17 protein-coding genes are annotated in these 20,021 nt (G+C 59.4%); 9 read left to right on the top strand and 8 right to left on the bottom strand.

What is annotated here, in order from left to right; all coding sequences use genetic code 11:
• The first annotated feature begins 229 nt into the window (after window positions 1-229).
• The 8 genes from queD (at window position 230) to codA (ending at window position 6,308) form a co-directional block, all read left to right on the top strand.
• Window positions 230-586, top strand: coding sequence for a 6-carboxytetrahydropterin synthase QueD (queD, locus tag HX868_RS26470; RefSeq protein ID WP_003190259.1), 357 nt, complete (start codon window positions 230-232; stop codon window positions 584-586).
• Window positions 587-714: 128 nt separating this feature from the next.
• On the top strand, window positions 715-1,089 hold the full coding sequence (locus HX868_RS26465; protein ID WP_177004893.1) for a hypothetical protein: 375 nt from the start codon (window positions 715-717) through the stop codon (window positions 1,087-1,089).
• A complete protein-coding gene (locus HX868_RS26460) occupies window positions 1,086-1,283 on the top strand; it encodes a helix-turn-helix transcriptional regulator (protein ID WP_016980040.1) in 198 nt (65 codons plus the stop codon). Before HX868_RS26465 ends, HX868_RS26460 begins: the two co-directional genes overlap by 4 nt.
• Before the next feature lie 26 nt (window positions 1,284-1,309).
• Window positions 1,310-1,756: a GNAT family N-acetyltransferase gene (locus HX868_RS26455; RefSeq protein WP_177004892.1), complete on the top strand. Its 447-nt coding sequence runs from the start codon at window positions 1,310-1,312 to the stop codon at window positions 1,754-1,756.
• A 3-nt stretch (window positions 1,757-1,759) separates the two neighbouring features.
• Entirely contained in the window at window positions 1,760-2,383 is a 624-nt protein-coding gene (locus HX868_RS26450) for an NUDIX hydrolase (protein WP_095015456.1), read from the top strand.
• A 191-nt stretch (window positions 2,384-2,574) separates the two neighbouring features.
• Entirely contained in the window at window positions 2,575-3,843 is a 1,269-nt protein-coding gene (gene codB, locus HX868_RS26445; protein ID WP_177004891.1) for a cytosine permease, read from the top strand.
• The gene (locus HX868_RS26440; RefSeq protein ID WP_177004890.1) at window positions 3,840-5,045 is read left to right on the top strand and encodes a PucR family transcriptional regulator; all 1,206 of its coding nucleotides are present in this window, start codon (window positions 3,840-3,842) and stop codon (window positions 5,043-5,045) included. The genes codB and HX868_RS26440 overlap by 4 nt, the downstream gene beginning before the upstream one ends.
• A 27-nt stretch (window positions 5,046-5,072) precedes the next feature.
• Window positions 5,073-6,308 (top strand): cytosine deaminase, encoded by a 1,236-nt coding sequence (gene codA, locus HX868_RS26435; protein ID WP_177004889.1) that lies wholly within the window; start codon window positions 5,073-5,075, stop codon window positions 6,306-6,308.
• 9 nt (window positions 6,309-6,317) lie between these two features.
• Here the strand turns inward: codA and HX868_RS26430 are convergent, their stop codons facing one another.
• The 5 genes from HX868_RS26430 to HX868_RS26410 all read right to left on the bottom strand — a co-directional run bounded on the left by HX868_RS26430 (window position 6,318) and on the right by HX868_RS26410 (window position 13,374).
• Window positions 6,318-8,468, bottom strand: a complete 2,151-nt coding sequence (locus HX868_RS26430; protein ID WP_177004888.1) for a lipase family protein — start codon at window positions 8,466-8,468, stop codon at window positions 6,318-6,320.
• A gap of 14 nt (window positions 8,469-8,482) precedes the next feature.
• Window positions 8,483-9,247, bottom strand: a complete 765-nt coding sequence (locus tag HX868_RS26425; protein ID WP_177004887.1) for a hypothetical protein — start codon at window positions 9,245-9,247, stop codon at window positions 8,483-8,485.
• Window positions 9,240-10,076, bottom strand: a complete 837-nt coding sequence (locus HX868_RS26420; protein ID WP_177004886.1) for a DUF4123 domain-containing protein — start codon at window positions 10,074-10,076, stop codon at window positions 9,240-9,242. The genes HX868_RS26425 and HX868_RS26420 overlap by 8 nt, the downstream gene beginning before the upstream one ends.
• A complete protein-coding gene (gene tssI, locus HX868_RS26415) occupies window positions 10,076-12,094 on the bottom strand; it encodes a type VI secretion system tip protein TssI/VgrG (RefSeq protein WP_177004885.1) in 2,019 nt (672 codons plus the stop codon). Before tssI ends, HX868_RS26420 begins: the two co-directional genes overlap by 1 nt.
• A 305-nt stretch (window positions 12,095-12,399) precedes the next feature.
• The gene (locus HX868_RS26410; RefSeq protein ID WP_177004884.1) at window positions 12,400-13,374 is read right to left on the bottom strand and encodes a diaminopimelate epimerase; all 975 of its coding nucleotides are present in this window, start codon (window positions 13,372-13,374) and stop codon (window positions 12,400-12,402) included.
• 350 nt (window positions 13,375-13,724) lie between these two features.
• Between HX868_RS26410 and HX868_RS26405 the strand changes: the two genes are divergently transcribed.
• The gene (locus HX868_RS26405) at window positions 13,725-14,876 is read left to right on the top strand and encodes an MFS transporter (protein ID WP_177004883.1); all 1,152 of its coding nucleotides are present in this window, start codon (window positions 13,725-13,727) and stop codon (window positions 14,874-14,876) included.
• 58 nt (window positions 14,877-14,934) lie between these two features.
• Here HX868_RS26405 and HX868_RS26400 read toward each other — a convergent pair whose 3' ends face one another.
• The 3 genes from HX868_RS26400 to HX868_RS26390 form a co-directional block, all read right to left on the bottom strand.
• Window positions 14,935-15,870, bottom strand: a complete 936-nt coding sequence (locus HX868_RS26400; RefSeq protein WP_246355599.1) for a hypothetical protein — start codon at window positions 15,868-15,870, stop codon at window positions 14,935-14,937.
• Window positions 15,871-16,524: 654 nt separating this feature from the next.
• Complete coding sequence (locus HX868_RS30950) at window positions 16,525-17,334, bottom strand: hypothetical protein (protein WP_246355598.1); 810 nt, start codon at window positions 17,332-17,334, stop codon at window positions 16,525-16,527.
• A 251-nt stretch (window positions 17,335-17,585) separates the two neighbouring features.
• Window positions 17,586-19,991 carry a TonB-dependent siderophore receptor gene (locus tag HX868_RS26390; protein WP_177004882.1) on the bottom strand — a complete coding sequence of 802 codons (2,406 nt, stop codon included), beginning with the start codon at window positions 19,989-19,991 and terminating at the stop codon, window positions 17,586-17,588.
• Window positions 19,992-20,021 lie beyond the last annotated feature (30 nt).

Genomic DNA, 20,021 nt, shown 5'->3' with positions numbered 1-20,021 from the left:
GCCGTAAGGGCGGAACCCATATCAGCCGTTACCCAAATAACGGATATGTACCCCGCCCACCTTCAACATCCAGGTCGCCTGTCAGGCCGCCCGCGGGAGCAAGCTCCCTCGCCACACGCAATCTATATTTCGCCAGCAAGCCGGCGCCTACAGAGGGACGGTATGCGCGGCAAGGGCTCAAGCTGTTAAACTCGCCGCCTGCCAGATACCTGACCGAGCTGAAAACACTGTGGAAATCTTCAAAGAATTTACCTTCGAGTCCGCCCACCGCCTGCCCCACGTACCGGAAGGCCACAAATGCGGGCGCCTGCACGGGCATTCGTTCAAGGTGGCGATCCACCTGAGCGGCGACCTGGATCCCCATACCGGCTGGATTCGCGACTTCTCGGAGATCAAGGCGATTTTCAAGCCGCTCTATGAACGCCTCGACCACAACTACCTCAATGACATCCCAGGCCTGGAAAACCCCACCAGCGAAGTGCTGGCCAAGTGGATCTGGAATGAATTGAAACCCCTGCTGCCCGAGCTCAGTGCGATTCGTATCCACGAGACCTGCACCAGCGGTTGCATCTATCGCGGCGAGTAAACCTGCGATGTGAAGAAACCACCCTGCGCGGTGGTTTTTTTGTGCCTGACACGCCGCCATGTAAAGCACCCTTGACACGGTAATAGCCTGTGCCTAATGTAAAGCACCCTTTACTCATGGAGATGGTTATGTCGGTCAAGCGCTTCCTGGTGGAATTCACGGTGACCCTGCTGGCGTATCTGGTGTGCGTCGTGGTTTCCAGCACCTACATGTCGTCCATGCCCGACGGCGCCGGCAAAATTGCCCTGGCGTTGCTGCCGGTCATTCCGATGATCGCGATGGCGATCGCGATCATCCGTCGGTTGAACGCCATGGATGAAATGGGCCGCAAGATCCAATTGGAGGCGCTGGCCGTGGCCTTTGTGTGCACGGCGTTGACGACCTTCAGCTATGGCTTCCTGGAAACCGCTGGCTTCCCACGGCTGTCGGCCTTTATGGTGTGGCCGATCATGGGTGGCGTCTGGTGCGTCGCCACGATCATCGGCACAAGGCGCTATCAATGAACAACCTGATGCGCCAGTTGCGCTCGGAACTGGGTTGGTCCCAGGCTGACCTCGCCGAGCGCCTGGGGGTGTCGCGCCAAACCGTCAACGCCATCGAGACCGGCCGCTACGATCCGAGCTTGCCCTTGGCGTTCAAGATCGCCAAGGTGTTCGAGCGGCCTATCGAAGGCATCTTCGAAGCGCCGGCAGACTGATCGATTGTCCTGAGGAGCCCGCTGCAATGATGCGTCCCGCCACTGCTGCTGATGTTGCTGCCATCGAGGCCATCGTCCAGGCCGCCTACTCGCCGTATATCGAGCGGATCGGCCGCGAGCCCGGGCCGATGCTGGAGGATTACCGCCAGTTGGTGCAGGCCGCAGGCGTACATGTGCTGGAAAATGCCGGGAGCGTTCAGGGCTTTATTATCCTGTTGGATGATGGCGACGCGCTGTTGCTGGATAACCTGGCCGTCGCCCCGGACGCCCAGGGGTTGGGCTACGGGCGGATGCTGATGGACTTTGCCGAACGCCAGGCGCTTGATGCCGGCTTCGCGGCCATTCGCCTATACACCAACGAAGCCATGACCGAAAACATCACGCTGTACACCCGTCGAGGTTATGTCGAAACCCACCGGGCCGAAGAACACGGCCTGCGCCGGGTATATATGCTCAAGCCACTCGCGGAGTAACCCATGGAAAACACTTGGCTGGCCCAGGCCAAACGCTTGCAGGCGTTGGCGTCCACCGGGCTGCACTTTTGCACCGATGATTTCGAGCGCGAACGGCTGGAAGAAATTGCCGAGATTGCCCACAGCATGCTCGCGCAATTGGGCAATGTGCCCTTGGAGCGCATCAGCGGGCTGGTTACGGATTTCGCCAAACGCTACTCAACGCCGATGATCGACGTGCGCGGAGCGGTCATCCAAGGTGACCGGATCCTGCTGGTGCGGGAGGTGACTGACGGCTGCTGGGCGTTGCCAGGGGGTTATGCGGATATCGGCTTGTCGGCGGCGGAAAACATCGTCAAGGAGATTCGCGAGGAAGCCGGGCTGACGGTAACGGCGCGGGCCCTGTACAGCGTGACGCACAAGGCCAAGGGTTTGTATCGACCGGATGTGCGCGACTTCTACAAGCTGTACTTCCTCTGTGATCCGGTGGATCAGTCGGCACCGATGGCAGGGTTCGAGACCACCGAGGTGGGCTTTTTCCGTCTGGACGAGCTGCCACCGCTGTCGCGGGGGCGCACCATTGAAAGTGATCTGGAAGCCGCGTTCGCCTTCCACCGTGGCGAGACCACCCAGACGCTGTTCGACTGATCCAATTTGTATCACTGCTGCACCGCTTTCGTGCCCGATTGGGCACGGCGAACATTCCTGACTGCGTTTTTCCCCTGTTTGGCTATAAATACTGTGCATGGTGCACAGTGCCCGTCGTGCGCTCCTCACTGCTGCCGGTTTGGCACGCGCGGTGCAATAGGCCTGCGTCACTCATTCAGGGAGCAAGGCACATGACGCAGCAAGAACCGGGCAACGATTACCCCCTCAGCGAAGTCCCGATGCATGCGCGCAAAGGCCTGGCGTCTACCGCCATGGTGCTGCTGGGCTTTACCTTTTTTACTGCGACTATGTTTGCCGGCGGCAAGCTAGGGGTGGCGTTCAGCTTTACCGACATGCTTGGCGTCGTGGCCCTGGGTAACCTGCTGCTGGGTATCTACGCCGCAGGCCTGGGTTACATCGCCTTCAATAGCGGGCTGAATTCGGTGTTGATGGGGCGCTTCTGCTTCGGCGAAGTGGGCAGCAAGCTCAGTGACCTGATCCTTGGCTTCACCCAGATCGGCTGGTATGCCTGGGGCACCGCCACGGCTGCCGTGGTGCTGGGCAAGTATTTCGAACTGGGCCAGGGCAGCGTGTTGGCGTTGATGGTGCTGTTCGGCCTGGTGTTCTGCGCCACGGCGTACGTTGGCTATCGCGGGCTGGAGATTCTGTCCTACATCGCAGTACCGGCGATGGGCATCCTGCTGTTTCTGTCGATGTGGGTGGCCACGGTCAAAGTCGGCGGGCTGGATGGGCTATTGGCGGTGGTGCCGACCGGTGAACTGGACTTGTCCACGGCGATCACCCTGGTGTTCGGCACCTTTGTCAGCGGCGCAACCCAGGCCACCAACTGGACGCGCTTTTCGCGCTCGGCCAAGGTGGCGGTGTTGGCCAGCCTGATCGGTTTCTTTATCGGCAACGGCTTGATGGTGTTGATTGGTGCTTACGGTGCCATCGTCTATCAGCAACCGGATGTGGTTGAAGTGTTGCTGCTGCAGGGCTTTGCCATGGCGGCGATGGCCATGCTGCTGCTCAATATCTGGAGCACCCAGGACAACACCATCTACAACTTCGCGGTGGCTGGCTGCAACCTGTTGCGCACCAAACGCCGCAAGACCGTGACCCTGGCCGGCGCGGTGATCGGCACGCTGCTGGCGTTGCTCGGCATGTACGACATGCTGGTGCCGTACTTGATTCTACTGGGCACGGTGATTCCGCCGATTGGCGGGGTGATCATGGCGGACTTCTTCTATCGCTATCGCGGGCAGTATCCGCGCCTGGCAGATGCACGTCTGCCGGCATTCAACTGGCCGGGGCTGGTGGCCTATGGGGTGGGTACCGTGCTGGCGTTCAACTCACCTTGGGTCGCACCGTTGGTGGGTATCGTGGCCGCGTCGCTGACCTACATCGTGCTCACCGCCATACTGCGCGTGCGTACCCCCTTGGCTGACGCCCAGGCATGAGCCTGACCCTCGCCGATGTGCTGGCCTTGCCGGGCCTGGAGTCCATGCGTCTGCGTGCCGGCGCGGCGGGCCTGGATAACGGCGTGCGTTGGCCGTATGTGGCGGAAAACAGCGGGATCGCCGAGTGGGTGCTGGGGGGCGAACTGGTGTTCGTCACGGGGATCAATCACCCACGCGATGAGGTTAACCTGCTGCAATTGCTGGAGGAAGCCTGTGACCGTCAGGTGGCCGGGCTGGTGGTCCTGACGGGGCCCGCGTATATCCAGGCGATTCCCCCGAGTCTACTCGACGCCGCCGAAGCCGCCGGCATGCCACTGATCGAGCAGCCTTACTCGTTGAAAATGGTGCTGGTGACTCAGGCCATTGGTTCGGCACTGATCCAGTCCGAACAGTTGGGACGCTCGAAGCATGATGTGCTGGAGCGTTTGCTGACTGGCGATTACCAATCCCTGGAGGTGTTGCTGCATCGAGCCTCGCAACTGGGCATGCCATTGGCCGGGCATTGGCAGGTGGTTCAATTGCAACTGGAAGGCAGTGAGTTGCTGTTTGCCCAGGGTGATGCGGCCTCTGTGGAGGTGCAATTGGCCCGCCACCATGACGGTATCAGCCGTCGATTGCGTCAACTCTCGCCCGGTTTGCCGGTACTGGGGCGGGCTGGGCAATGGACGATGCTGCTCCCGGCTTCGGATGCTGTCGCAGCATTGGCTAACCGCCAGCAATTGGCCAACTGGCTCAAGCCGCTGAACCTGCGCCTGGCACCGCTCAAACTGTATATCGGCCTGAGCGCCGCCGCTCACCCACCGGCACGCCTGGCCCAGGGGCAGGATGAAGCCCGCCAGGCGCTCGCCGCTGCGCGACGCTTCAGCGAGCGCGCCGGGTTGTGCGTGTACGATGAACTGGGCGTACTCAAATTGCTCAGCGGCGTACGTGATCGCGCCCTGCTCGACCAGTTCCTGAATGAACGCCTCGGCCCATTGCTGCGCCATGATTTGCACCATGGCCCCAGCCTGATGCCCACCCTGGAAGCCTGGTTCCACGAGAATGGTAACCTTGTGGCCGCCGCTCAGCGGCTGGCCGTGCACCGCAACACCCTGACGCACCGCGTCCAGCGCATCGAAGCCCTCTGCGGACTGACGCTGGATAATGCTTATGATCGCCTGGACATTGGCATTGCGCTGATGATCTGGCGACTGTCTGCCTGATTGTTTTTAGCCAAGAGGAACTTGCCCATGCACATCATCAACGCCCGCCTGCGCAACCGTGAAGGCCTGCATGATCTGCACCTGGAACATGGCCGGATCGCCAGCATCACGCGGCAATCGGGATCACCGATAGCCGCAGCCGACGACCTGGACGCCGCCGGCAACCTGGTGATTCCCCCCTTCGTCGAACCCCATATCCACCTCGACGCCACCCTGACGGCCGGCGAACCGCGCTGGAACATGAGCGGCACCCTGTTCGAAGGCATCGAGTGCTGGGGCGAACGCAAAGCCACCATCACGCAGGAAGACACCAAGGCCCGCGCCAAAAAGACAATCCAGGCGCTCGCTGCCCACGGCATCCAACATGTGCGCACCCACGTCGACGTCACCGACCCGGACCTCACGGCACTCAAGGCCATGCTGGAAGTGCGCCAGGAAAGCACACACCTGATCGACCTGCAGATCGTCGCTTTCCCCCAGGAAGGCATCGAGTCCTATCGCAATGGCCGCGAACTGATGGAAGAAGCCATCCGCCTGGGCGCCGACGTCATCGGCGGCATCCCGCACTTTGAATACACCCGCGACCAAGGCGTGAGTTCGGTGAAGTTCCTGATGGACCTGGCTGAACGTACCGGCTGCCTGGTGGACGTGCACTGCGACGAAACCGACGATCCGCACTCCCGCTTTCTCGAAGTGTTGGCCGAAGAAGCTCGCAGCCGCGACATGGGTGCCCGCGTCACCGCCAGCCACACCACGGCCATGGGCTCCTACGACAATGCCTACTGCGCCAAACTCTTCCGCCTGTTGGGGCACTCGGGGATCAGTTTCGTCTCCTGCCCCACCGAGAGCATTCACCTGCAAGGCCGCTTCGACAGCTTCCCGAAACGCCGTGGCGTCACCCGAGTCAATGAGCTGCTGGAAGCCGGTATGAACGTGTGCTTCGGCCAGGACTCCATCGTCGACCCCTGGTATCCCCTGGGTAACGGGAACATCCTGCGAGTGCTGGAGGCCGGTTTGCACATCTGCCACATGCTCGGCTACCGCAATCTGCAAAGCGCACTCGACCTGGTGACTGACAACAGCGCCAAGGCCATGGCCCTGGGGGACCGTTACGGCCTGGAGGCCGGAAGACCAGCCAACCTGTTGATCCTTTCGGCAGACAGCGACTACGAGGTCATCCGCAGCCAAGGCTTGCCGCTGCACTCGATTCGCAACGGCAAGGTGTTGATGAAGCGTCAGCCAGCGCAGGTGGAGTTCGTGTAAAAGCCAGGCTCAGACGATCGAGTCGATATCCAATGTTTGCGCCCTCCCCCATTCGTGATGCAGCGCGGGAGGAATGCGAGCGACTTGCGACAGCTCACGGTTTTCACGGTGACTGAACCAGCGCTTGAGGCTGGGTTGCAAGTGGCTGCCATGGGCCTGACTGCCGTAGACATCACGGGCTTCCAGGCGTCGCCAGCGCAGGGTCGCAAGGCGCTCACGGCTGGTGTGCAAGCGATCGATCTCGCTGTTCAAGGCATCATGATGTTCATAGCCTCGATCGTTGGCGGGCCTGAGACGGGCCAGCTCCCGACGCTTGTTACGCAGTTGCTGGCGCATGGTCTCGAGTGCCAGGTCGAGCAACTCGAACTCTCTTGGTGTGACCAGCGGGCCGTTGTTTTCCTGGGTTTGTTGCCAGCGACGCAGCGTCGCCCAGGCCGCCGGGATGTAGCTGGCGGTCATGAAATGTTGGTTGGCCTGGAATAGCTGTTTCAGCAGGTTATCCCGTTCGGGCATATCGCCATGAAGTTGCAAGGCGCGGTTGCAACCGGCCTCCTGGATAGACTCACAACCGGGCTTCCACAGCACCGAAGACTGCGTGCCGTCCGGCAACATGATCGGCATGAAATGGTGTTGTTCGCCGTGGTGTTGGTAAGGGTTTCCACCAAGGCGAACCAACCCGGCAGCGAACAGCAGGCCGCCCGGTGCAGGAGCGCTGAACAGTGTGACGGCGCCTGGGATCCAGAGTTTGGCGGTGGTGTTCATCCACGGGGCCGGGACGCTGGGGACGGGGTCGTTGTGATTGACGATACGGTGGTGGACCAGGGTTGAGGCGCCCTCGGTAAACTCGGCGTCGGCGGCGCGGGGGGCGCCGTAGGTGTAGAGGAGGATGTTGTAGTTACGGTCCTGAGTACGACGTAACCCTTCTGCCAATAGCAAAGCAATTGCACCGCCGAGGCTGTGACCGCAAATAATTACTCGTTGGCCGGAGTGAAATTGGTCGAGGTAGCGCAGCACGAAATCGCGCATTGCCCGGTAAGCCTGATAAAAACCTTCGTGGGCCTTGCCGACACCCTCAGTGAACGGCACCTGATGGGCGTTTGCATCTCGTATCCCGTCTGCGGCGCTGGCAGTTCCACGCACTGCAATCAGGATTACGTCGTCGTGATGGGTGATAAACGCTTGGGTATCTGTCCCAAAATGCTCATCATCGAAAAAGTGCAACCGTGCGGGATGTTCTTGTTTCTCCCTAAGCTCCGGGCGATTTTGTGGGTACAACGAAGGATCGAAGGGCAGAATCTCGAAGCGCTGAGAGTAAGGAACCTCCTCGTAAATGGGGTAGAAACGCTGCACCTGTTCTGCATCGAACCGCCATGCATCTTGGTAGCCCGAAAGTCCTTCAGCGAATAGATTCCCAACGCTGGGATCATGAGGGAAGCGAACTTGGTCTTGGGGACTTTTAGATGGCTCCTGACCGAAATTGCAGTAACTCAAAGTAGCCATCAATGCCAGTTGATAGAGATTCAAGGCACAGAAGCTGTCATCGGTTGAAAGTATCGGGCGGAAGGCCCGTAGTGGTCGGACCTCCAGAGCAGTGTGGTTGTTTGGAAACAACACGACTCCTGCCAAGCTTGATTGAGGGGGTCCAAATCCCAGGTCACCCATCATTTTTAATGCATGCCTCTGGGGTTGATGACTCCGCTGCGCAACAGGTGGCAAGTGGGCGACATGACGGACTAAATCACGCACATCCACCTGATAGAACCGGTTGGCCTTTTGCTGAGCAGGATTACTTTCGGGGCGCCGACCATCAGCGGCAGCAAAGCGAGTCTGCTCAGCCCGAACTTGAAGCTCGGTGATAGGAAGTTTGTAGGTGGGACGCACCATCAGCCAATGATATGGGTGCTCTTCGCCTGAATACAGGTCATCAAAAGCAAGTACCACGGGCCCACAATAAATATCTTGCAGCTTTGCGAACCCTTCTCCATTGAGCCTGCCTTTGTACTCCTGCCCTGCACTATCGTAGATGGTGTAAGACAGGCCACCATATGCCGTTCCCACGCCCAGTTCATCAACCAGGCAAAAGCTCACCCAATCCCCGCGCAGTGAACACGCCGGCTTACTATCACTGAAAAAAGATTGCTTCCGTGCATCCAGTTTCATGGCCTTGCTCCTTGTTATTTACACGACGGATAGACATCACATACGCGACCATCCGGCATTTTTATAGGTTTAAAGTCGGAGGTGTTGCCGTTACAAAACGCATAAAGGTCCTCGAAGTTTTTACCTTTACAACGCTTCCAGCCGCCTGGTACGGCTACCCAGTTATCGCCAACAGCCGGTTCCTCCTCATCAACGACAGTCAACACCATCCTGAGCGTTTTTCCTGGTAACTGATCTCGTTGCACAAGACCTGACAACGAACTCGCTGTACTCGGATAGCTGCATTTTAGAATCTTGATGACCGCGTGCTGCGGCCCCACCGTCCGAAACGACCACTGACAACGCCGATGCAACTCCTGAACCCCCGTCGCTGACATCCCCGACTCATCAACGTCCGAATCATCTAGAATTGGGAAACCGGTGAGGTCTCCCCCAACATCCGTATCTCGCGTCCCCCATTTCGCATACATATCAAAATCCACACTCCGCAAAACCGTAGGGCAGCCCTCAATCACTTCACTCAGTGGCAGCTCAACACTCACGCGTTTGGCCACAGGCTTGTAGCTCGCAATAAAAATCTTCCGTTCCGGTCGCTTCCCCCGACGCCTGGGCAACGTGCAAACTTCCCCGGTCGCAGGTCCATAGTTGGCACCACCGATGAAGCGGAACTCCGCCGGCAGATCCACCTCCAGCGTAAAGCGGTCAACCGCCTTGCCCGCACACCCCGTCAGCCCCAGCATCCCCACCACACCCCATACACCAAGCCTTCGCCTACTCATCTTTTTTCCCCATCAGTCTCCACTGCTCCACCACCCGTTCAAAGTGATCCCCCGGCGCCTCTCCAGCCAGAGGTTGCCACCGAATGAAACTGTTGCGTGTGGCCTCTTCGAGTCGTCGCACCACCAGAAACTCCAATTGCTCCGGCCCCCACCATTGCCAGATACGGGCCTGCTTCAACACTTGGCTCAGCCAGACTCTCGGGTCTTGGAATTCCACCAATGCGACCAGGTCTTCGCTGTGTTCGGCCAACAGGTAACGCAGGATATTGGCGTGCAGGATGGCATCCGCGTTTGGGTTGGGCGTGTTCAGCCACGGGACCGGATCAGGCAGCGGATATTCACCGGGAGTCGGGTTGTCGACTGTGCGCCAGCGGTCTTCGTGCCAGTAGCACAGGCTGATCAAGGGGCCGAGGAATACCGGCCATTGGTCCGGGCATAGATAGTCCAGCGCACGCGCCAGGGTACGGTTATCGTGAAAGCGGTACAGCGACTGCTCGCCCTGCGATCCCGTCAGCAAACGGTCGCGCCAGTGCCGAGTCACGCCCGTCAGGTCCTCGCACGGTAAACTGCCCAGCCAACCCCAGTTATTCTCGGGCTGTTGCAAGAGGTCGCGTAATGCAGGCTCGCTCATCTGCTTCAACAGCAGGATCACAGGGCCTTCCACCACGCACTCCGCCAGTACCGTCTCACCATAGAGGCTGCGATAGTCCGACAAGCTGCGCACCGCCAGCAGCGGCTCGCGCGCGGCGCTCTGCCCGTCGAGGATCAAACACAGGTGTCGCCCAGCCTGCTGTTGTCGGGCAATCCATTGGCCCGGCATGTTCTGCATCAGGCGGCCCTCGCCGGCAAATCACACAGGCCTTCACGGCATCGCTCGCACACCGGGCAGTAGTCCGCCCCCAACTGCCTGGCCAGGTTCATGATCGTGCCTTGTACCTTGGAGACTTCTGGCACACCGGCCATCTTCAAGGCGCTCGTCAATTGGGTCACAGACGGTGAGCCGCCCAGGGTGATGGGACGACTGCTGAAGATGCCACCGGCCTGGATGACCAGATGCTCTCCGCCCGCCTTGAGGCTCAGTTGCGCCCCGGCATCGATTACCAGACTGGCACCGGACTTGAGGTGAAGTTGCTGCCCAGCCTCAATGACCAACGTCTGAGCCACGTGGGTCCGGCTATCGCCCTGCACATCAAGGTAGTCGCTCGCCTTGAGCAGCACTTTGCGATCGCCGCTGACCTGACGATGCTCTTCGCTTTCCAAGTGAGCCGTGCTTATCCCATGGATGACTTCTCGTCGCGCCCCCACGACCTCCAACCGACTGTCATTGCCGACCCGTTGCTCCAGGTCCCGCTGCGCACGCAGGTAGACAAGCTCCTCGCCATGACGGTCCTCCAGGAACAACTCATTGGCGCCTTCGCCACCACGGGAACTGCGGCTGCGCAACACGCTGCGGGTTTTGTGCTGCGGCAAGGGATAGGCCGGCGGGTTCAACGCATTCGGCAGGCAGCCGTTGATCAACGGGCGATCGGGGTCACCATCCAGGAAGGTCACCAGCACCTCCATGCCCACTCGGGGGATCATCGTTGCACCAAACCCGTCACCGGCCCACCCGGACGCCACCCGCACCCAGCAACTGCTTTTATCATCCGCGTTGTCCAGGCGGTCCCAGTGAAAGCGCACCTTCACCCGGCCATAGACATCGCAATGCACGTCCTCACCGGCGGGACCGGTCACGGTTGCGGTCTGGCTGCCATTGATGGTCGGCTTGATGTGCCTGAGGGGCGGCCGATGCACGGCCTGCCAAGGTGTTGCGGTAAAACGATTGCGATAGCCCTGGAACATCTCGGTTGCCGGCGTTGCTTCCTCCAGCACCTGTGGTTGATAACCCTCATGACGCACTGACGTGATCAGCCACAGGTCGTTGCAGGATGGGTCAGGATGATCTCGTATCTCAAGGAAGTGCCCACTGCGCAGCATTGGCTGATCACTCTTGCCCAATGCCCGATGCCGGTCGCGCTGATGACGCTCCAGGCTCCGACCTGCCAACTGCTTGCCACGGACATGACCGGTGAATCCTGCAGGGTACTGATAGTCCTCAAGGGGGATTGTCGCCGCGCCACCCGCGCAGTCGTTCAGTTGCAAGGCAGGATGTTCGAAGTCGTAATCACGGCGCACCGTCTTTTGGCTGCGGATGCCCAGGCGCACGTCGAACCGCTGGATAACCGGCCCATCGGCTTGCGGCCCGCCAGGAGCACTGTAGTGTTGCGCAGGTAAACGCCGAAACACCGTCTGGTCATCGCCAAATACCAGCAGATGATTGTCCACGCTGTGGCGGAAGTGGTAGTGGATGCCCTCTTCTTCACACAGACGCTGGATGAAGTGAAGATCACTTTCTGCGTACTGCACACAGAACGTACGGGGCGGATATACCACCGGGCCAAGCTCGAAGGCGTATGCATCCGCCAGGATGCCATGCTGCTCAAGGACCTGCGCAATGATCTGCGGCACGCTGCGCTGCTGGAAAATCCTCTGGTCGCGCCGGTGCGCAAGATAAGCCAGGCGTGGCGCCAGCGTCAGATGATAACGCGTGGTGCGCCGGCCGGGGTCATCCCGGCCGATGGCGTAAACCTGCCCATGCAGACCTTCGTTCGCTTCACCGAAAGCCAGGTAGGCGGGTTGGTGGAGCAGCGCCTCCAGGTCAAGGGAAGGGTTTTCGCTGATCACCTGTATGTGGATGAAAAAAGGTTGATCGAGGACTTCACTGCCTCTGAATGCGAGGACTTGCAAGTCGGTATTTACAGGTGGAAGAACAAGATTGAAACGTGACGAAAAAAACGCGTTAACCATCCGTTGTTACCCGCCGCTAATGAATGAACACCCTGAGACACTCCCTCTCGTTAAACATCGAATTAGTTACCGAGAAAAAGCGCTGGAACGTCTCAAAGCTTAGTCATTTCGGGCAGAAATCGGCCATTTGAAAATAAAAAAGAAGTTTCGTACAACCCAGCTGGAAGTATCTATTACAAAAAAATAAAACAAACCAATGTGCCATTTCTTAATAACAAGAAATACCCTACACCGGCTTACATAAATATGACTAACTAACATAGAAACGGCTGACACCGATTCACAGTGTCAGCCGTTAAACAACTTCATGCTTGCAGTCGCGCAGCACCGAACAGACTGACGCTCAGGACCGTCTCGCCGTCAGTCTGCAAGCGAACCGGCGCAATGCCACCTGGCATCACCACTGCAACCTCTCCACTCTCGACCCAACCCGCCCGCCACGCCGCACAAGCCACCGCACTGGCGCTGGTTCCGGAAGACGCAGTGGGCCCCTCTCCTCGTTCGAACACCCGCGCGAACACCCGATTGCCAGGCTGGCGCGCCGCCCATTGCAGGTTGATCCCTGCCGCACAAGGCCGGCCACCACCCGCAGGGGGCGCAAATGCAATCGCCTTCAACGGTTCGTAAAGCGCGGGCTGCTGCATCTTCAGGTTGTCCGGCAATGCCGACACCTGCTCGACCAGCGTCACGCAATGGGGATTACCCACCCGCACAAATTGGCTGGTTGCCCACTGAGGGTTGATCGTCGCCAATTCGCTCACATGACTCGGTTCAGTTTCATCCACACCCGTCTGCGCCCCCACCGCTTCGGGCCCGAAACCGGGCACCCCCAGTTCAAGCCAGAACCCCGCGACCTGTTCACGGACTGCCGCTTCAACCCGTGTCGTCACCGGTGATAGCGCGTCCGGTTTGTCGTGATGCACCCGCAACTCACAGGCTCCGCTCATCAGGGCCTGGTCGGTGAGTGCCTGGGCGAAAATCGTCAAGCCGTTGCCACTGCGTTCGGCCAAGGAACCGTCGGTGTTGACGATCAGCAGGTCAAATGGCGGCTCGGCCTGGAACGGCCCGACCAGCAAGCCATCACAGCGATGGGCCTTGGCACCGGCAGGACGAGGTAGGGAGCCCCAGCTGCATTCGGCGGCGATTGCCGACGATGTCCAGTTGCTGCGGGTACGCGCAGCCAGCGCAGCGCACTCGGGTACGGCAATGCCCGCGTCCCTCAACGCGGCCGGGCTGACCACGCCATAGATATTGCCGCGTGCATCGTAGAAAAGAGTCATGCCGCTGCACGCCTGAAGTTCTTCATCGGAGGGTCCTTACAATTGCCTGCACATTGAGACAACAGCGTATTACAGAAATGACCTTCAGCGAGAGGCGGCCTGGAAGGTGGTAATCCACCGCGAGAACCCTGGGGTTCAAAAGCCCCCACAGGGATTACGCACCTTCCAGACCGCCTCCTACATACTCGATACTGCTTGTGTGGCGACGAACCGTCCTGACGTTCCAGATGTGTAAAAATAAAATTCATGACCATCGCCATCCCAAGGGAACCCGGCTCGCGCCTCATGGCCTGATGTGCAAGGATGTCACGCCGGACATCGTTCGTAGAACGCAAAACCAAGGATTTTTCATGACTGCCATCCCCACCTCAGCGCCCGTGGTTCCCGGGCGGCTGGAGCAAATGTCGACCCGTATCGCTTTCTTCATTGCCGGCTTCGGCATCGCAGCCTGGGCGCCGCTGGTGCCCTATGCCAAGGCCCGTGCCGATTTGAGCGAAGGCACCCTGGGCCTGCTGCTGTTGTGCCTGGGGGTCGGCTCGATCATTGCCATGCCTGCCGCCGGTGCGCTGGCATCGCGTTTTGGCTGCCGACGCGTGCTCAGCGCAGGGACGATCATGATCTGCCTGGCATTGCCGATGCTGGCGACGGTCAGTTCGATTCCGTTATTGATGGCGGGCTTGTTTCTGTTTGGCGCCGGCCTCGGCACCGTGGACTCCACGGTCAACTTGCAGGCGGTGATCGTCGAGCGCGCCAGTGGCAAGACCATGATGTCGGGCTTTCATGGACTGTTCAGCCTGGGCGGGATTGTCGGTGCAGCGGGCGTTTCGGCGCTACTGGGGCTAGGGCTGTCGCCACTGCAGGCGACCCTGGTGGTGATCGTCATCACGCTGGCTGCACTGCTCAAGGCCGCACCGCACCTGCTGCCCTACGGCAGTGAAAGTTCGGGCCCAGCGTTCGCCGTGCCCCACGGCGTGGTGCTGTTCATCGGTTGCCTGTGCTTTATCGTGTTCCTGGCCGAAGGCGCGGTGCTGGACTGGAGCGCGGTGTTTCTCAGTGCCGAACGCGGCCTGGATGAAGCTTATGCAGGACTCGGTTACGCAGCCTTTGCCTTGACCATGACGGCCGGACGCTTGACCGGTGATGCCATCGTGCGTCGGCTGGGCGCTACCCGGGTGATCGTGGCTGGCGGCGCGCTGGCGGCCGCCGGTACATTCCTCGCCACATTGTCCCCGGCCTGGGAAATGGCCTTGCTGGGGTATGCACTCATAGGCGCAGGTTGCTCCAACATCGTGCCGGTGCTCTATACCGCTGTCGGCAAGCAGACCGTCATGCCAGAACACATTGCGGTGCCGGCCATTACCACCCTGGGCTATGCCGGGATATTGGCTGGGCCGGCCGTGATCGGGTTCATCGCCCATGGCAGCAGCCTGGCCACCGCGTTCCTGTTGGTCGGTGTGTTGCTGGCGGCGGTGGCGGTCAGTGGGAAAATACTACGGGTATGAACACGAAGCGGCATGGGCAGTTTGAGTCATTCAAACAGCTCATGCACGTCTGCAGGGCCTATTGCCCCTTTTCTTCCTTTTCGTTCTTCAGCCAGCGGTCAAGGCTGTGGTTTTTCAACCAGCCGTCGTCGTTATGACCACCAAAAAATTTGTGTCCGTTGGCCTTGGGACTGTCCAGAGAAGCCATCAACCCTGGTCTCTCCATGAGATTCTTGGCGAGGAATACCTGTTGCTCGCTGTACTTCTTCAGCGGAAACCCCGTGCGCGCATCCCGCAAAGGCTCGCCGTCATTACCGGTCTGGTTTGGGTCTTTGCTCATTTCGACGATCGTGTCTTTTTTCACATATCGATGTTTTTCGAAGAAGAACGTCCGGTCCTCCGACTTGTCGCGTAAGTCGTTAAACATGCTCTTGAAAATCTGGACGACCTGCGCATCGGTCTTCGCATGGAACGGGTCCGCGCTCTGGGTATTAGGGTTGGTATTGCCAACCTGCAAATCGGCAGCCTTGCCGAGGCTGTCATGAGTGATCTCACCGCCCTTCGCCATGATGGATTCGTTCAACCGAGGGCGGTTGAGTATCTCTCGCGCCAACATGATGGTGCGCTCCGACACCTTGCTGCTGCTGGGTTGCTCTTTAGCTATCTCCTGCAAGGAAGCCTGGGTCAGTTGGCCATCTTTCTTGAACGCGTCCAGTAGTGACAGGTTGTTCTTCAGGCCCGTCGCCAGCAGGTGGTCGTCTGAACTGACAAAGGGGTTGTCGGCCTTCGTCATGCCTGCGTGCAAATTCTGACCGTCAAAGTGCCTTGAGGCACCATTCACAAAACTGGAGCTGGATAACTGTGCTGCTGGCAGCGGTGTTCCCAACGCGTGCGCGCCGACCGCATCGCGGGCCTGACCATTGCCCGTCGGCCCATCTACGCCTGCCGAAGGACAATTCAGCGTACTTGATGTTACCGGTTGTATGTAGCCCCGATTGTTGACACTACCGGTCATGATTAACCTCCACCCTATCTAGATTCCGTAACCTGGGCCTTGCGCGCCTGATCCTCGAAAACGCTTCGAAATCAGCGTGGCAAAAGCTCTGATTGAGTGGCTCGCAGAAAACGATGGTTCCGAGGACTGCCGTCAAAAACGCCGCACAGACCTGAATGAATCTTGAGTGTTTGTAACCCGTTCATTGGGTAGAGCTTCCATGCCCCAGAAATGGTATCGGTGGGAAAACGGCAGGATCTAACGACGGGACAACTTGTTCCAAAAACTGGAGAACCGTGAAATACCAGGACCGTGGGTCGAGTCTTCGATGATGACTCGAGAACCTTTGTCAAAATCTTCCGCGGTAGGCGCTTTGAAGCTGAACCTGGGCGAGGATGTGAAATAGAGCCCCAGAGGTTCTCTGGGGCTTTCCGCCTCCTGCGCAGGTGCGGCCAAGGTCGAGATTTTGTACTGAGAATGACGGGATTCAAGTGATGTCGAATTCATAGTCCAGACCTGATCCGGTGGATGAGGGCCCCATCGGTAGGCAATGACCGATGGATATTTTCGTTGGAGTACACACTCGCAAACCGTTCCCGCATGACGGGGTTGTATTGGCTGCGCCGAGCACTCGCCAACCTCTGCTGCGTGGTACGGCAGAGGTTGGCCTCATGTCTAACGAAGCAGTGCGTACAATTCCTGTCGAGAAATTTTTCCATCGCGCTGCCAACTGTGAACGTTGTCCATAGCCGACATCAGGTTCGAACGCGCCATGACCTCCCGCGCCAACTGGATGAGATGGTCGTTGTATGGGTTACCGGTCAACGGTTGCATCGCGCGGGCATGAAGGTCCTTGAGCTTGATCGTACTGCTGAAATATCCGCCCTTCAACGCATTGAAATTATTCAACATTTCCTGGATTAGTTGCTTATCGTCTTTCGATTTCAACGGATTATCTGACTGAACAAAGCTCCTGATATCGTCCTTGGACAAACGCCCGTCCAGTCCACCGGTGCTGCCGTTTCGATCAAGCGATTGCAGCAGCCCAGGACGACGCAGCAGTTCGTTCGCCAGCCGAATATTCGCGTCCGTTGAAGGGTTACCGGTCAACGGTCGATTGGCCATCTTTTCCAAACTCTGTTGCGTGACGGAGCGCGAAGGCCAGCGGCCCCTGAACGCGCCGTAATTGTTCAAAAGCGCCTGGGCCAATTGTTCGTTGCTCTGCTTTGAATAATGAGGGTCCGGCAATACCGGGGTCGGACGCGGAGGTGGGCCGGGGTTCGGGCGCACACTTTCTGGGAGTGGGCGCGGCGGTGGGCCGCCGAAGACCGGGCCGCAATGACTGGAATGCGAGGTGAAATCGATGCCTGCCGAGACCTGAGCACGTGTTGCGGTGGCAGACCGTTCGTTACTGGGTTTTTCCGCTCCGGGGGATGCGTTATCAAAATTAGGAGCGACACTCTGATTGTATGCGGATACCGACATTCTAGTTCTCCAGTTCGGTGTAGTCAGGTGCCTGTCATCACTGTTCCAGCGTCCTTGGGACTCTACGAGTCATCAAGAAAACCGGCAGGAGCAGACCTATCCTGAGTGGCAGAACTGTGGGAGCCGGTTCCTGAGACGGCTGAAGGTTTCCAGAATCAAAGTAGGAAGAGCATCAGAAGGTTTGAGAGACAAACCATTCTATCGGTAGGCATCGCCGCTCAACCCAAGCAGGAAGAGCGGCACTGCTTAGATTAGAACCCGACGCTGGCCTGTACAAAGAAGGTACGCGGCTCGCCCAGGTACAACCCGGCATTGTTGTCGCTGGAACGGGTGTAGTGCTGCTGGTCGAACACGTTTTTCACGCCCACGCCCAGTTTCAGGTTGGACAACTGCTCGCCAAAGTCGTAACCGCTGCGCACGTTGACCGAGACATAACCCGGGATATCACCGTACTGACCGTCAGCCGTACCCTGAGTGACGTAGGTGCTGGTCGTGCCTGGCGCACGCTGGCCCGACTGGGCGAACACATCCAGGTTGTGGGTCCAGCGGTTGATGTCGTAACGCAGGCCCAATGTGGCGACTTCACGGGAGTACAGCGGCAGGTCACGGCCCTTGAACGGTACGTCGCCTTCCGAAGTGGCCTTGGTGTAGGTAAAACCGGCGTTGGCGGTCAGGCCGTCCAGACGCGGGTCCAGGTTCGACAGGTCGTAATGGGCCGAGGCTTCGATGCCGGTGTGTTTGGTCGCACCGAGGTTGGTCCAGCCCACATCGTTGCTGACGTATTGCAGCTCATCCGAGAAGTCGATGTAGAAGAACGTCAGTTCGCCGCCCCACACATTGTCGTTGTAACGCGTACCCACTTCGTAGGTCTTGGCTTTTTCCGGGTTCAGGCCATTGGCAGTCTGGTCGCCGATGCCGCCCTGACCCAGCTGGAAGTATTGCAGGCTACCAAACGAAGTTTCGTAGTTGGCGAACAGTTTCCAGGCGTCGGAGACGTGGTACATCACGCTCAAGGCCGGCAACGGTTCGTTGTTGTGGACTTCGCGGCGCTTTTCCTGGGTACGGGTGCCGTTCAAGGCAACCACCGGGCGATCGTGCCATTCGGTACGGATGTCCTCGAAGCGGATGCCCGGCGTGATGGTCCACTTGCCGATATCGACCTTGTTATCGATATAGAATGCGTTGGCCTCGGTGCCCCCGGTGCGGTCCTGGTAGACGTGACCATCGCTCTGCCCACCCGGCGTCGGCACATTGTTGACCAGGTTCAGGCTGGTGGCCTGCTCATGCATGCCTTCCTTGAGGTAGCGATAGCCCAGGCTGACTTCCTGGGTGCTCGGACCCACGTCGAACACATGGGACACCCGCGGCTCGATGCCAAAGGTGTAGTAGGTGCGCGGATAAGAGCCGATCGTCTTGAGGTCACGGTTGGCGATGTTGCTGCCGCGAAAACTGTCAGAATAGTAAGTCAGCACTTCGGCCTGAGTGCGGTCGTCGATCTGGCGGATGTACTTGAAGGACACGTCCTTGCGGCGCCCGCTGAAGTTGTCCCAGTCACGTACCGATTGGTAGGGGTTGGCGTCGAATTGCTTCTGGGTCAGACCGCCGGGCATGTCGGCGCTGGCGTCGTAGTAGTGGAAGTTCAGTGAGAAGTCGTCTTGATCGGTCGGCGCCCAGTGGGTCTTGAAGATGACGTCGTCGATGTCGTTGGAATTGTTGCTGTTGCGGTAACCATTGCCATTGACCCCGGAGTACAGCAAAGCGGCGCCGATGCCGTTGTCGGCAGTGCCGCCGATGAAGGCGTTGTCCACGTGCTTCCAGCCGCCGTGGGCGGAGGTTTGCAGGGTGGTGCCGACTTCGCCGGAAAATTTCTCGGGGATGGCACGGGTCACGAAGTTGATCACGCCGCCGACGTTTTGTGGCCCATAACGCACGGAACCGGCACCGCGCACCACGTCGATACTCTCCAGGTTACCGGCGGAAATCGGCGCCATCGACAGTTGCGGCTGGCCATAGGGGGCGAACGCAGCCGGTACACCGTCGATCAGCACGGTAGAGCGTGGCGATAGGCGCGACGTCAGACCACGTACGCCGACGTTGAGGGAGATATCACTACCGCCGGTGCCGTTGGATTCCTGCACCTGCACACCCGGCACACGTCGCAGTACGTCGCCGACGTTCATTGCGCCCTGCTCAACCATGGCTTCGCGACGGATCACCGTGCGTGCGCCGGGATGGTTCTGCACCACTTCAGCGTTGGCATCGCCGAGCCAGTCGCCGACCACCTTGATGTCGGTGGCCCCCAGCTCCAGGGGCGAGCCGGCTTCACCGGTGCCGCTGTTCAGCGGGCGCAAGGTGACGGAACCGGCGTCAATCTGGTAGTCCAGGCCGCTGCCTTGCAGCAATTGGCGCAGGGCTTGTTCAGGGGAAAGGTTGCCGTCTACTGCCGGCGCCTGCTTGCCCGCGACCAGCTCGGGGCTGAAGAACACTTGCAGGGAGGTCTGCTGGCCCAACTGGCTCAGCGCCGCGCCCAGGGGCTGGGCCTGGATATGAATGGCGTCGGCCGCATAGGCCGCTGGGAGCGCGGCACTGACTGCGAGCGCCAGGGCCAGCGGCGCCCAGCGGGAGATTTTATTGTTGTGGATGGCGAGTTTTTTCACGTCGAACCTAGTCCTGTGATCGCAAGAGTA

It is taken from the genome of Pseudomonas reactans, from assembly GCF_013385825.1.
GTDB classification, from domain to species: Bacteria; Pseudomonadota; Gammaproteobacteria; order Pseudomonadales; family Pseudomonadaceae; genus Aquipseudomonas; species Aquipseudomonas reactans.
This window is presented reverse-complemented; position numbering and strand designations above follow the sequence as displayed.